Below are 12,383 nucleotides of genomic sequence, written 5' to 3' on the forward strand. Positions count from 1 at the left end.
CTTACAGTCCATCGATGGGGCGCGCCTGGACTGCGGCAGGCGCAACGGGCCCGGCGTCGACGCGACTGACCGCAACAGCCTTGTTGGCCTGGCGCAATCTGGAATAGAGGGGAATGACCACACTGACCAGCACCATACCGGCACCGATCAACACACCGACCAGCAGCGCGACGATGATCGCGACCCCGGAGGTCGTGTGCACACTTGAGAACAGGAAATCGAGAGTGACATCCTGAGAATTGACCGCACCGATGATCAGACCGGCCAGCAGGAAGGCCAACATCACCAGCAAGCGAAACACCTTCATGGACAGACTCCGTCGGGAAGGGGCCTAGCTTAACCGAGCCGACATAAACACAGCGGTAGAACGATCTTCAATCTGCCGTATCGGCCAGATCGACAGGCACCACGGAGCTGACACGCTCACGTAGTTCCTTGCCCGGCTTGAAGTGCGGAACATGCTTGCCCGGCAGCGCAACCGATTCGCCGGTCTTGGGATTACGCCCCAGACGTGGCGGACGGTAATGCAGCGAAAAACTGCCGAATCCGCGGATTTCGATCCGATCACCATCGGAGAGCGCTTGCCCCATCATTTCCAGCAGCGATTTGACTGCCAGATCCACGTCGTCCGACTTCAGATGCGCTTGGCGTTGCGCCAGGATTTCAATCAATTCGGACTTGGTCATGGGAAGACTTGCTTTTTTCGACTGACACATCGGAATCGGCCCGGGGCAAGCCCGGGCCGATCCATCACGCTCTTGCGAGCGCTACGCGCTTACTCGGACTTGTTGCTGTTCAACTGTGCACGCAGCAGCGCGCCCAGCTGAGTCATGCCGCCCGACGCTGCGGAAGAGGACTGGTACTCCTCCATCGTTTCGCGCATTTCGGCATCGTCCTTGGCCTTGATCGACAGTTGCAGGGTGCGGCCCTTACGGTCCATGCCCACGAACTTGGCTTCGATCTTGTCGCCGACCTTCAGGTGCTGGGTCGCGTCGTCGACGCGCTCGTTGGCGATATCGCGTGCAGCGACGTAGCCTTCGATGCCATCGGCCAGGTCGATGGTGGCGCCCTTGGCGTCCACTTCACGCACCACGCCTTCGACCTTCGAACCCTTCGGGTTGGACGCCATGTACTGGCCGAACGGATCCTGCTCCAGCTGCTTGACGCCCAGGCTGATGCGCTCACGTTCCGGGTCCACTGCCAGCACAACGGCTTCCAGCGTGTCGCCCTTCTTGTAGTTGCGCACGACATCTTCGCCGGTGGTGTTCCAGCTGATGTCGGACAGGTGAACCAGACCGTCGATGCCGCCGTCCAGACCGATGAAGATGCCGAAGTCGGTGATCGACTTGATCTGACCGGACACCTTGTCGTTCTTCTTGTGGGTAGCAGCGAAGGTTTCCCACGGATTGGCGGCAACCTGCTTCATGCCCAGCGAGATGCGGCGACGCTCCTCGTCGACATCCAGCACCATCACTTCGACTTCGTCACCAACCTGCACAACCTTGGACGGGTTGACGTTCTTGTTGGTCCAATCCATCTCGGAAACGTGCACCAGGCCTTCGACGCCCGGCTCGATCTCGACGAATGCGCCGTAATCGGTGACGTTGGAGACCTTGCCGAACACGCGGCTATTGGCCGGGTAACGACGTGCGATGTTGTCCCACGGATCTTCGCCCAGCTGCTTCAGGCCGAGGCTGACGCGGTTACGCTCGCGATCGAACTTCAGCACGCGCACATCGAGCTCGTCGCCGACGTTGACGACTTCGGACGGATGGCGCACGCGCTTCCAGGCCATGTCGGTGATGTGCAGCAGGCCGTCGATACCGCCCAGGTCCACGAATGCGCCGTAATCGGTCAGATTCTTGACGACACCCTTCAGGATCGCGCCTTCCTGCAACTTGTCCATCAGCTGCTCGCGCTCTTCCGAGTGCTCGCTCTCGACCACGGCACGACGCGAGACCACCACGTTGTTGCGCTTGCGGTCCAGCTTGATCAGCTTGAACTCGAGTTCCTTGCCTTCCAGGTAGGCCGGGTCGCGCACCGGGCGCACATCCACCAGCGAACCAGGCAGGAACGCGCGGACATCCTTGATGTCCACGGTGAAACCACCCTTGACCTTGCCGCTGATGCGGCCGGTGATGGTTTCGTTCTTTTCCAACGCCTCTTCCAGCTCGTCCCACACCATTGCGCGCTTGGCCTTCTCGCGCGACAGCACGGTCTCACCGAAGCCGTTCTCGATGGAATCGAGGGCAACCTTGACCTGGTCGCCTACGCCGACATCGATCTCGCCAGCGTCATTACGGAACTGCTCGATCGGCACGATGCCTTCGGACTTCAAGCCAGCGTTGATCACCACCACGTCGCCGCGCACTTCCACGACGGTACCGGTGACGATCGAGCCCGGCTTCAGCTTCGCCAGATTGGCTTGACTGGCTTCGAACAGTTCAGCAAAAGATTCTGTCATTTGAATTTTACTCAGTTGAACACACGGGCGTTGATCGTCGGATTGCGACAGATACGAGCCGCCCAGCCTGTTGGTCGACTCCGGACAGCGAGTCGGTTAAGTAGTCATAGAACCGCCACACGGGATGTGCGACAGAGCCTTGGAACGCCTTACGGTCGGCGGGACGTGCCCGCTTGCGGAACGCTTACGACGACGTGCGAGCGGCTAACAACCCGACCACACGCTGGACGACATCTTCGATTCCCATCCCGCTGGTATCGATCAGCACGGCGTCTTCGGCCGGCCGCAATGGCGCCACCACCCGCTGCGCATCACGCGCATCGCGAGCCATGATCTCGCGCAGCAGGTCGTCAAAGATAACCGAAACACCCTTTTCCATCAACTGTTTATGGCGGCGGCCCGCACGTTCCTCGGCACTGGCAGTCAGAAAGACCTTGAATGCGGCATCCGGGAAGATCACCGTGCCCATGTCGCGCCCATCGGCAACCAGGCCGGGCGTTCGCCTGAATGCGCGCTGGCGCTCTTTCAGGGCGCTGCGCACCTCGGGAATGGCCGCAATCGCAGAGGCCAGCGCACCGGTCGTTTCCAGGCGCAACTCGCTGGTGGCGTCCACGCCATTGACCAGCACCCGCAGCCCCGCCTCGCCTGCGTCATCGAATTCGACCTTGGTGTCGAAGGTGCAACGCACCAGCGCCGCCGGGTCGGACACGTCCAGATCGGCCCAGCTCGCTGCAACACCGACAGCGCGATACAGTGCGCCCGAATCGAGGTAGTGCCAGCCCAGCCGGGCGGCCACGATCCGGCTTACGGTGCCTTTGCCGGCACCGGAGGGTCCGTCGATGGTGAGGACGGGCGAAAGGTCGGTCATTCAGGTTTCCGGAAGGTGATAAGGCGCCAGTGTAGCGCCGCTCGCAGCGATTGCGATGCAACCACTTGAAAGCACGACGAAAAGCCGGTTAGAATTGCCGGCTTAATTCCGGGTGCACCCTCGATTGCGGGCACTCTTCCATCGAATCCAACCGTTTACGCCGAGGTGTGCCATGAAAGTCCTGTCCTCCCTGAAGTCTGCGAAGACCCGTCACCGCGACTGCAAGGTGGTCCGCCGCCGTGGCAAGGTGTTCGTGATCTGCAAGTCGAACCCGCGTTTCAAGGCGCGTCAGCGCTAAGCCTTTGCTGCGCGTGCAAGACCCGAGAAAGCCGCCTTCGGGCGGTTTTTTCTTGGCCGATGTTTCCTGGCCGATGGAGACTTCACGGGCATCGTCTAGACGAACCCCGTGACGCGCCTGGGTGCGGCGGTCGAGGACGCCCCGGCGCAGCGTGCCGGAACCTGCGCGTCGTCGTCGGGCCCAGCACTGGCACCAACGCCTGACCTGGTTTTTTGCTGTAATCACCATTCGAAGTCTTGTCCACTGGGGAGTAGATGACATGCGCAACCGTTTGTTTGTGATGCCGCCGATCATGCTGGCAATCGCGCTGATGGGGATCAGTGCCGTTGCCTCGGCCGACACCCTGTTGATCGATCGTGCAAAGCAAAAACCCGCCGCCGCCCTGCCCTTGCGTGGCGACAGCATGAGCCAGGTCGAAGGCCGTTACGGCGCGCCGCAGGAAAAGCTGGATCCGCGCGGCGGCCAGAAGCGCCAGTGGCCGACGATCCACCGCTGGGTGTATCCGGCCTTCACCGTGTACTTCGAAAAGAGCCGGGTGATCGACGTGGTGGCTAATCAGGCCGATGCCAACGAGATCGGTCCCAAACCTCTTTGATGCGAGTCCCTCGCAAGAGCCCGCACATCCATGTGCGGGGATTTGAATTAACAGCCTGGGCTCGCCTGGGCATTGATGGGTAATTTTCAGGTATGACCGATAGCGTTCGCTTTCCCGCCGAGTGGGAACCTCAGTCCGCCGTGTTGATTGCATGGCCGCATGCGGGCACCGATTGGGCCGAGCGTCTGGCCGAGGTGGAAGAGACCTATATCGCGCTGGTGACGGCGATTTCCCGCTTCGAGCCGGTGATCGTGTGCGTGGCCGATGACGATCTGCAGATCTATGCGGAGGCGCGGCTGCGTTCGGCGCGGGTGGACATGACGCGCGTGCGTTTCGTGATCGCTGCCTACAACGACACCTGGTTGCGCGATTCGGGCCCGATCACGTTGCGCCAGGATGGCGGTTTCCGGCTGATGGATTTCCGTTTCACCGGCTGGGGCGGCAAGTTCGAGGCCAGCCTGGACGATCAGTTGGTGACCTCGCTGGATGCCGCGCAGGTATTCGTGCCCTCGCAGGTGCAAACCGTGGACTTTGCGCTGGAAGGCGGTGCGATCGAGACCGATGGTGCCGGCACCTTGCTGACCACCTGGAAGTGCCTGCACGAGCGGCACCCGCAGCGCTCGCGCGAATCGTTGAGCAACGATCTTGCTGCGTGGTTGTCGCAGGACCGCGTGCTGTGGCTGGATCACGGCTATCTGGAAGGGGACGACACCGACGCGCATATCGATACGCTGGCGCGCTTTGCGGGCCCGGATGCGATCGTCTACCAGGGCTGCGATGTAGCCACCGATTCGCATTACACCGAACTGCAGGCGATGGGCGCCGAACTGGCTGCACTGCGCAAGGCCGACGGGCAGCCGTATCGCCTGTTCGTGTTGCCGTGGGCAGAACCAATCCTCGACCACGGCCGCCGTCTTGCGGCCTCGTATGCCAATTTCCTCATTGTCAACGGTGCGGTACTGATGCCCGCGTATGGCGACAAGGCCGATGCCGCTGCGCAGGCGGTGCTGGCCGAAGCATTCCCGCAGCATGAAATCGTGCCGGTGCCGTGTCGGGCGCTGATCTGGCAGAACGGCAGCCTGCACTGTTTGACCATGCAACTGCCCGCCGGTCTGTTGGCCGCCTGAGTCGTTTCTATTCCGGCCGGCAGGCCGGTGTTACGCCATGGCGCGCTACCTTAGTGTGCCACCTAGTTGGATGCTGCCATGACCCGTCATCTCCTTCCCGTCGCGCTGATCCAGGAGCGCAACCACGGCGACGCCGAGGCCAACCTGGCCATCATCGCATCGCGTGTGGCCGAAGCCGCTGCGCAGGGCGCCAAGCTGGTGCTGCTGCAGGAACTGCATAACGGCGCGTATTTCTGCCAGCACGAGTCGGTGGACGAATTCGATCTGGCCGAGCCGATTCCCGGCCCCAGCACCGAGCGCCTGGGTGCGCTGGCCAGGCAACATGGTGTGGTGCTGGTGGCCTCGTTGTTCGAGCGCCGCGCGGCCGGGCTGTATCACAACACCGCGGTGGTGTTCGAAAAGGACGGCCGCCTGCTCGGCAAGTACCGCAAGATGCATATCCCCGACGACCCGGGTTTTTACGAGAAGTTCTACTTCACGCCGGGCGATCTGGGTTTCGCTCCGATCGATACTTCGGTGGGTCGTCTCGGCGTGCTGGTGTGCTGGGATCAGTGGTACCCCGAGGCTGCGCGCCTGATGGCGCTGGCCGGTGCGGAGCTGCTGCTCTACCCCACCGCGATCGGCTGGGATCCGGACGATGAGCAACCCGAGCAGGAGCGTCAGCGCGATGCGTGGATCCTGAGCCATCGTGGCCATGCGGTGGCCAACGGGGTGCCGGTGCTGTCGTGCAACCGCGTGGGGCATGAGCCTTCGCCGCTGGGCGCCTCGGGCATCCAGTTCTGGGGCAACAGCCATGTGCTGGGGCCGCAGGGCGAATTCATCGCAGAGGCTGGACAGGATCCGACGGTGCTGGTGTGCGATGTCGATCTGCAGCGCAGCGAGCATGTGCGGCGCATCTGGCCGTTCCTGCGCGACCGCCGCATCGATGCGTATGGCGATCTGCTCAAGCGTTACATCGACTGACCGCATGCCTGTCGAGGTACGCGAGGTCCGCGAGGCGGACATCCCGGCGATCACCGCGATCTATGCGGAGCAGGTCGCCTGGGTCAACAGCTACGAATACAGCGCGCCGTCGAGCGACGAGATGCGCACGCGGGTGCGCGCCACCGTGGATGCGGGGTATCCGTATCTGGTCGCCGAATGCGATGCTGCGGTAGTCGGTTATGCCTACGCTGGCGCGTACCGCGCACGTGCTGGGTATCGCTGGACCGTGGAGAATTCGATCTACCTTGCCGGCGACATGCAAGGACGTGGCATCGGCAAGGCCTTGTTGGGCGAGCTGATCTCGCGCTGCGAACAGCGCGGCTATCGACAGATGATTGCAGTGATCGGCGATGCCGACAATCAGGCATCGCGACGGCTGCATGAACGTTTTGGTTTTCGCACGGTCGGAGTGTTCACCGGAATCGGCCGCAAGCATGGCCGCTGGCTGGACGGTTTGCAGATGCAACGCCCGCTCGGCCCCGGTGACACCGCCCCTCCTTCTGATGAATGACCCCATGACTGAGCAGACCACCCACGTTCTGGACGATGCGCTGTCCGGCCAGCCGCACCGCATCGTCGAGCGCGATGGCGTGCGCTACACCTTGCTCGGCACCGCGCATGTGTCGCTGGCCAGCGTGGCCGCGGTGCAGCGGGCAATCGGCAGCGGACGCTACGACGCGGTGGCGGTGGAGCTGGATGCGCAGCGCCTGCAGGCGCTCAGCGACCCGGACGCCCTCGCCCGCCTGGACCTGGTGCAGGTGATCCGCAAGGGCCGCGTGGCCTTGTTCGCAGCGAACCTGGCACTGGCGGCTTACCAGCGCCGCCTGGCCAAGCAGCTCGGCATCGAGCCGGGCGCGGAATTGAAGGAGGCGGTCAATCTGGCGCGCGCACAAGGCTTGCCGGTGCATCTGATCGATCGCGAGGTCGGCCTGACCTTCAAGCGCGCCTCCGGGCGGCTGGGATTCTTCGGCAAGATGAAGCTGGCCGGCGGTCTGCTAAGCGGCCTGTTCGCCGCCGATGAGGTGGGCGAAGAGGAAATCGAAAAGCTCAAGCAAGGCGACATGCTGGAGGCGAGCTTCGGCGATTTCGCCAGCGAAAGCCCGGAGCTGTACGAGACCGTGATTGCCGAGCGCGATCAGTACATGGCTGCGCGTCTGCGCGAGGAAGCCAACGCCGGTCAGCACGAGGTGCTGGCGGTGGTCGGCGCGGGACATCTGGCCGGTCTTGCGCGGCATCTGGAACAGGACACCGATGCACCCGGCCCGCTGCGCGAATCGCTGGAATACGTGCAGCAGCGCAAGCGCGTTCCGTGGATCACGCTGGGCGTGCTGGCGGTCATCATCGTTGGCATCGGGATCGGTTTCTGGCGCGGCGGCCTGAGCATGGGCGCCGATTTGTTGTTGCAATGGGCGATGTACACCGGCGGTATGGCGGCGCTGGGTTGTCTGCTGGCCGGCAGTCATCCGTTGAGCATTTTGACCGCTGCGGTGGTCGCGCCGTTCAAGCCGTTCCGACTAAGCGTACCGACCGGTGCGTTCGCCGCGTTGGTCGAGGTGCATATGCGCAAGCCGGCCTATGGCGATTTCCTGACGCTGCGCGACGATGCGCAGACCTTGCGCGGCTGGTACCGCAATCGCGTCTCGCGCGTGGTGCTGACGTTCTTGCTGACCAACTTCGGCAGCATGGCCGGTGTGTGGCTGGCGGGTGTGCAGATCTTCAATCGTCTGCATGGTTGATTGGGGTGGCGCGGCGTTGCGCCGCAATCCGTTGCCTTTCGTAGGAGCGCCCCTGGGCGCGATGGGGCATTCCCGGTAACGCTCCATCGCGCCCAAGGGCGCTCCTACGAGAGCTGGAGCACGCGCGCCAGGTTACGGGGCGGCAGGTGCGCCTGGTGCTAGCTGCAGGCGTACCCACACGCCGTAGTGGTCCGAGGCCCAGCGGCCTTCGGCATACGGCGCGTCGAACAGGATGCGCGCTTCGCGCGCCAGTAGCCGGTTCTGCTGGAAGAACACGTGGTCGATCCGCGCCGGCTTGTCGAAGACATGCAGGTTCAAGGTGCTGACGGTGGCGTCGCTGTTGCGATGCACGCTGCCGTAGCTGTCGCCGTAGCCCTTGCGTAGCGCTTCCAGATCGAGGGCATCGGCGGCGGTGTTGAAATCGCCGGCAATCACGACCGGTGCTTGGTCGCTGTTGGAGGCAATGAAGTCCAGCAGGTCGGCAACCTGGCGCGTGCGCATGGCGGTGCCGCGTGCATCGGCGCGCTCGTTGAGATGGGTGACATAGACGTTGACCGGCTGGCCGTCGACATCGACCTGCAGATGCGCGGCGACGCGGTAATCGTCCAAGGGCTGCAGCAGGCGCTGATGCATGGTCAGCACCTTGCGCCGACTCAACAAGGCATTGCCGTAGCGCTTGGGCGCGCCGACCGGATCGACCGAGGCGAAGGTGTACTCGTACCCGAGCTTGCGTGCCAGCCAGGCGGCCTGGTTTTCCACGCTGCCGCGGCGTTCGATCACTTCCTGCAGCGCGATCACATCCGGCGCCAGTTGCTTGAGCTGTTTGGCGATGTAGGCGCGACGTGCCGGCCAGTCTTCGCGGTCGTGATGCAGATTGAGCGTGACCAGGGTCATTTCGCGCTGCCCCGCGCTCGGCGGCTGCACTGTCTGGGAAACGCGTGCCGGGCGATCAGTTTTGTCGACCCGTGCGGGCTGCGCGGCCTGCACGGCGTGGGTGGCCGCGACCTGTACGGGTTGCGCGATCTGCACAGCGTGGGCGGGCTGCGTGGCTTGTACAGCAACAAAGCACGGCAGCAGCGCCAGCATCACGACCGGCCATCCGGCACATCGCCGCGCCAGCGCTGCCCCTGCCGGTCGAGCTGCGGCATTCATTGCGTGGCGCGCTCGGCCCGCCGCACCGCGCTGGGCACATCGATCTGCACGTTGGCCGGCAATTGGTGAATGCGCAGTTCGCCGTTCTGCCATTCGGCCGATTCGCCGTTGATGCTGGCCTTGCCCGGCGTGCCCTGGTACGGCCACGGCAACACCACCCCGCCCGGCGGCAGGATCAGGCCGGGCTGCAGCTGCAGCACCAGCTGCTTGTCGGTGCGCTGCAAGGTGTAATTGAGGCGCCCGTAGGGCGTGCGCAGTTCGGCGATGCCGATGCCCTTGCCCTCGAACCAGCGCGTCGGCGTGCCGGCAGCGATGACCAGGCTGGCGTCCGATTCGCGGCCGTAGGCGAACATGTCCAGCACCGAGCGCACGAAGTCCGAGGCGACCCAGGCATGCGGCAGATCGCCGACGAAGAACGGCGTGCGTGGCGTGCGCGAGACCACTTCGGCCCATTGATTCCACGGTTGCGGCGCGCGGTCCTTGAAGAAGAATGCGGTGGCGTCCCAGGCGCGGTCGCGCCAGCCCAGGCGCACCAACGCGGCCACGTTGCGCCATTCGTACGGCGTGTAGTCCTTCCACTCGCGCTTGCCGTCGCGGCGGTCGGAGAACTCCTTCCAATAGCGTTCGAAGGTATTGGTCAGCAGATCCTGCGGCAGGCGTTGCTGCTCGCCACCCGGTGCCAGCGCGATGGTGGTCGAGGTCGCATCGAAGTCGCCGAGCTCGGCCGAGCCAGGCAGGAAATCGAGAGTGTGCTGGCGCACCGTCGCACCCAGCGAGGCGATCAGGTCGCCACTGAATTCGTCGCGTGCAGTGCTGAAGCGGGCGACTTCGTCCGGCTTGTCGAGCGCGCCGGCCAGCATCACCGCATCCTTGTAGCCGCGCAGCGCCCAGAAGTTGTCCCAGTACGAATGCACCGGCTTGGCGGAGTAGCCTTCGTGGCTGATCGACACCGGCATCATTCCGTAGAAGGCCGGATTGCGCATGAAGTTCTCTTCGGTGCGCTCGCTGGCGCGCAGCGTTTCCATGTAGTCGTAGGCGCCGGTGACGTGCGGCCACATCTTTTCCAGGAACGCCTTGTCGCCGGTATAGCGGTAGTACTCGGCGATGTTGAAGATCAGCTCGCCATGGCTGTCGTTTTCGGGCACCGGGTCGCTGCCGCGGTCGTCCACGCAGCACGGCACCATACCGTCGGCGAACTGATACGGGGCGAACCAGTCGACGTACTCGCGCACCACGTCTTCGCGGCCGAGTCGCAACAGGCCTTCGGAAATCATCGCGCCGTCGCGGATCCAGCTGCGGGAATACGAGCGCGTGCCCGGCTGCAGACGCGGGCCGATGCGTGAGATCAACATGTGCGCCAGCGCAGTGCGCAAGGTGTCGACCACCGGCTTGCCCTCGGCCGGCACGCTGATACGCACGCGATCGAGCTTGCTGCGCCACTGCTGGGCCACCTGCTGTTGTGCCTTGTCGGCATCGAAGCCGGCAGGCAGTTGCGCGGTGCCGGTCTGCGGAATCACCAGCGCCACCTCGCGCCGTTGGCCAGGCTCCAGCTTCCAGCGATACAGCAGCACGCCCGAGGCCAGGCCGGTTTCGTCCTTGACCTGGGTGATCGCCGGCGGCGTGGCAGCGGTGAGATGGCTGACGTCCATGCCGCTGTCGAAGGCGCTGGCAAAGCCGGCATCCGGACGCTGCGCGGCGAATACGCGCGGCTTGCCGTTGACGCTGACCTGCGCGCCGTCCACGGCCAGTTGCTCGATCCGGCTGACGCCGCCCAGGGTATTGAGGAACTGCGCCGGCGGGTTGACCTGGAACGGACGCACCGCCAGGGCCAGGGTGAAGTCGCGCGCTTCCTTGCCGGTGTTGTGCAGCTGGTAGCGTGCGACCAGCTGCGCCTGATCCGGTGTGCCCTGCACGAAGGCAGTCACCCGCAGATTCATCAGGTCGTGGTGCCAGTCGACGCTGGGAATCGGCAGGTAATCGTCCTGCAGGCTCTGCTCGCTGCTGACGTCGGACCAATGCAGCAGCTTGCCGCCGGTGACCACGAACGGCTCGATGCTGAAACCGCCCTTGCCCACTTCCACCGCGCCGTCTTCGCCGATCAGGCCCTGCTCGGTGCCGCCATCCAACCCAAGGATGGTCCAGTACGGCTGTTCGCCGGAAAAGCCGCGCGGATAGCTGCCGCGCGGCATCCGTGCGGCAAGCGACTTGATGAAATCGTTCGGTGTGGCGGCGAAGGCCAGCGGCTGCAGCTGCACTTCCTTGATCCCGTAACGCCAGTTGGGGCCATCCTTGAGATCGAAACGCAGATAGCGCGCCTCGGTGTCCGGCAGTGCCAGCCAGTCGGTGCCGCCGGCACCGGCGGTGACGGTGCGCAGATCGCGCCAACCGCGCCCGTCGCTGGAGGCGCGTACCACGTATTGCGAGGCCTGCAGGCCGGGCACCCAATGCACCACCGCGCCGCCGAATTCGCGCACCTTGCCCAGGTCCAGCGTGACGGTCTGTTGCTTGACCGCGCCACTGAGCCAGAAAGTGTCAGGTTTGCCGTCGGCCAGGCGTTGTTCCAGTGCGGGCGCGGTGTCGGTGATGGCCTCGGCCTTCAACGGCGAGGTGTCTTCCGGCGGCAGCGGCGTGAGGGTGAGGCGATCGAAGCACACCGAGCCCTTGCCGCCGACCTTGTTGTAGATGGTGAATTCCACATCCGCACTGCTGCGCAGCTGCTTGTCCTGGCCCGGGCCCCAGGCCTTTTCGATATTGCGCTTGCGGTAGGCGAAGGTGGTCCAGTTCTTCGGAAAATTGAAGCCCGGCCGGTTGACCCACCACACGTTGTCGCCGCTGGCATCGATCAGCTTGACCTGCAAATCGTTGGACGGCGATTCGCCGCGCAGCGCGAAGCCGATGCGGTAGTTGTCCGGATAGTCGATCGGCAGGTTGCGACGGATGCCGACATAGCCGGACACGCCGTTGAAGTTGTAGTCCAGGCACAGCGCATGCCCGCCGGATGTGGTAGCCACCGGCCGCAGCGAACCGCTGACCTGGTTGGACACCACCAGGCGCCATGCGCCGATGTCGTTGAAGCCGTCGAGCACGCGCTCCTGCGCCTGCGCCGCGCCCGCAGACGTGACGACAGCGGCCATGGCAAACAGTCGCAGGAACACTCGC

Annotated in this window: 12 protein-coding genes; 6 read left to right on the top strand and 6 right to left on the bottom strand. The window is 64.2% G+C overall.

Annotated elements, in window-relative coordinates:
• Position 1 precedes the first annotated feature (1 nt).
• The 4 genes from NYR97_RS20470 to cmk form a co-directional block, all read right to left on the bottom strand.
• Entirely contained in the window at positions 2-307 is a 306-nt protein-coding gene (locus NYR97_RS20470) for a lipopolysaccharide assembly protein LapA domain-containing protein (RefSeq protein ID WP_316695483.1), read from the bottom strand.
• Positions 308-374: 67 nt separating this feature from the next.
• On the bottom strand, positions 375-686 hold the full coding sequence (locus tag NYR97_RS20475; RefSeq protein WP_006451179.1) for an integration host factor subunit beta: 312 nt from the start codon (positions 684-686) through the stop codon (positions 375-377).
• 89 nt (positions 687-775) lie between these two features.
• Complete coding sequence (rpsA, locus tag NYR97_RS20480) at positions 776-2,464, bottom strand: 30S ribosomal protein S1 (protein WP_023904145.1); 1,689 nt, start codon at positions 2,462-2,464, stop codon at positions 776-778.
• 184 nt (positions 2,465-2,648) lie between these two features.
• Entirely contained in the window at positions 2,649-3,332 is a 684-nt protein-coding gene (gene cmk, locus NYR97_RS20485; RefSeq protein ID WP_205394600.1) for a (d)CMP kinase, read from the bottom strand.
• A gap of 172 nt (positions 3,333-3,504) precedes the next feature.
• On the opposite strand from cmk, the gene ykgO reads away from it, so the two are divergent.
• From ykgO to NYR97_RS20515, 6 genes are all read left to right on the top strand, one after another.
• On the top strand, positions 3,505-3,630 hold the full coding sequence (ykgO, locus tag NYR97_RS20490; RefSeq protein ID WP_005913193.1) for a type B 50S ribosomal protein L36: 126 nt from the start codon (positions 3,505-3,507) through the stop codon (positions 3,628-3,630).
• 259 nt (positions 3,631-3,889) lie between these two features.
• Complete coding sequence (locus NYR97_RS20495) at positions 3,890-4,225, top strand: hypothetical protein (protein WP_316695486.1); 336 nt, start codon at positions 3,890-3,892, stop codon at positions 4,223-4,225.
• A gap of 92 nt (positions 4,226-4,317) precedes the next feature.
• Positions 4,318-5,352, top strand: coding sequence for an agmatine deiminase family protein (locus tag NYR97_RS20500; RefSeq protein WP_316695487.1), 1,035 nt, complete (start codon positions 4,318-4,320; stop codon positions 5,350-5,352).
• A 78-nt stretch (positions 5,353-5,430) separates the two neighbouring features.
• Complete coding sequence (locus tag NYR97_RS20505) at positions 5,431-6,315, top strand: carbon-nitrogen hydrolase (RefSeq protein WP_205394597.1); 885 nt, start codon at positions 5,431-5,433, stop codon at positions 6,313-6,315.
• Between the two features lie 4 nt (positions 6,316-6,319).
• Positions 6,320-6,847 carry a GNAT family N-acetyltransferase gene (locus NYR97_RS20510; RefSeq protein WP_316695489.1) on the top strand — a complete coding sequence of 176 codons (528 nt, stop codon included), beginning with the start codon at positions 6,320-6,322 and terminating at the stop codon, positions 6,845-6,847.
• Positions 6,840-8,072, top strand: coding sequence for a TraB/GumN family protein (locus NYR97_RS20515; RefSeq protein ID WP_023904151.1), 1,233 nt, complete (start codon positions 6,840-6,842; stop codon positions 8,070-8,072). Before NYR97_RS20510 ends, NYR97_RS20515 begins: the two co-directional genes overlap by 8 nt.
• Before the next feature lie 132 nt (positions 8,073-8,204).
• Here the strand turns inward: NYR97_RS20515 and NYR97_RS20520 are convergent, their stop codons facing one another.
• Both NYR97_RS20520 and NYR97_RS20525 read right to left on the bottom strand, forming a co-directional pair.
• Entirely contained in the window at positions 8,205-9,158 is a 954-nt protein-coding gene (locus NYR97_RS20520) for an endonuclease/exonuclease/phosphatase family protein (RefSeq protein WP_316698400.1), read from the bottom strand.
• A 62-nt stretch (positions 9,159-9,220) separates the two neighbouring features.
• Positions 9,221-12,358 carry a discoidin domain-containing protein gene (locus NYR97_RS20525; RefSeq protein WP_316695490.1) on the bottom strand — a complete coding sequence of 1,046 codons (3,138 nt, stop codon included), beginning with the start codon at positions 12,356-12,358 and terminating at the stop codon, positions 9,221-9,223.
• Between the last annotated feature and the right edge of the window lie 25 nt (positions 12,359-12,383).

This window comes from Xanthomonas hydrangeae, assembly GCF_032697525.1.
Lineage (GTDB): Bacteria > Pseudomonadota > Gammaproteobacteria > Xanthomonadales > Xanthomonadaceae > Xanthomonas > Xanthomonas hydrangeae.

Coding starts and splice junctions, on each gene's coding strand:
- NYR97_RS20515 (WP_023904151.1), top strand. CDS start 6,840: ATGAATGACCCCATGACTGAGCAGACCACCCACGTTCTGGACGATGCG.
- NYR97_RS20525 (WP_316695490.1), bottom strand. CDS start 12,358: ATGGCCGCTGTCGTCACGTCTGCGGGCGCGGCGCAGGCGCAGGAGCGC.
- rpsA (WP_023904145.1), bottom strand. CDS start 2,464: ATGACAGAATCTTTTGCTGAACTGTTCGAAGCCAGTCAAGCCAATCTG.
- NYR97_RS20500 (WP_316695487.1), top strand. CDS start 4,318: ATGACCGATAGCGTTCGCTTTCCCGCCGAGTGGGAACCTCAGTCCGCC.
- cmk (WP_205394600.1), bottom strand. CDS start 3,332: ATGACCGACCTTTCGCCCGTCCTCACCATCGACGGACCCTCCGGTGCC.
- ykgO (WP_005913193.1), top strand. CDS start 3,505: ATGAAAGTCCTGTCCTCCCTGAAGTCTGCGAAGACCCGTCACCGCGAC.
- NYR97_RS20510 (WP_316695489.1), top strand. CDS start 6,320: ATGCCTGTCGAGGTACGCGAGGTCCGCGAGGCGGACATCCCGGCGATC.
- NYR97_RS20470 (WP_316695483.1), bottom strand. CDS start 307: ATGAAGGTGTTTCGCTTGCTGGTGATGTTGGCCTTCCTGCTGGCCGGT.
- NYR97_RS20475 (WP_006451179.1), bottom strand. CDS start 686: ATGACCAAGTCCGAATTGATTGAAATCCTGGCGCAACGCCAAGCGCAT.
- NYR97_RS20495 (WP_316695486.1), top strand. CDS start 3,890: ATGCGCAACCGTTTGTTTGTGATGCCGCCGATCATGCTGGCAATCGCG.
- NYR97_RS20520 (WP_316698400.1), bottom strand. CDS start 9,158: ATGCTGGCGCTGCTGCCGTGCTTTGTTGCTGTACAAGCCACGCAGCCC.
- NYR97_RS20505 (WP_205394597.1), top strand. CDS start 5,431: ATGACCCGTCATCTCCTTCCCGTCGCGCTGATCCAGGAGCGCAACCAC.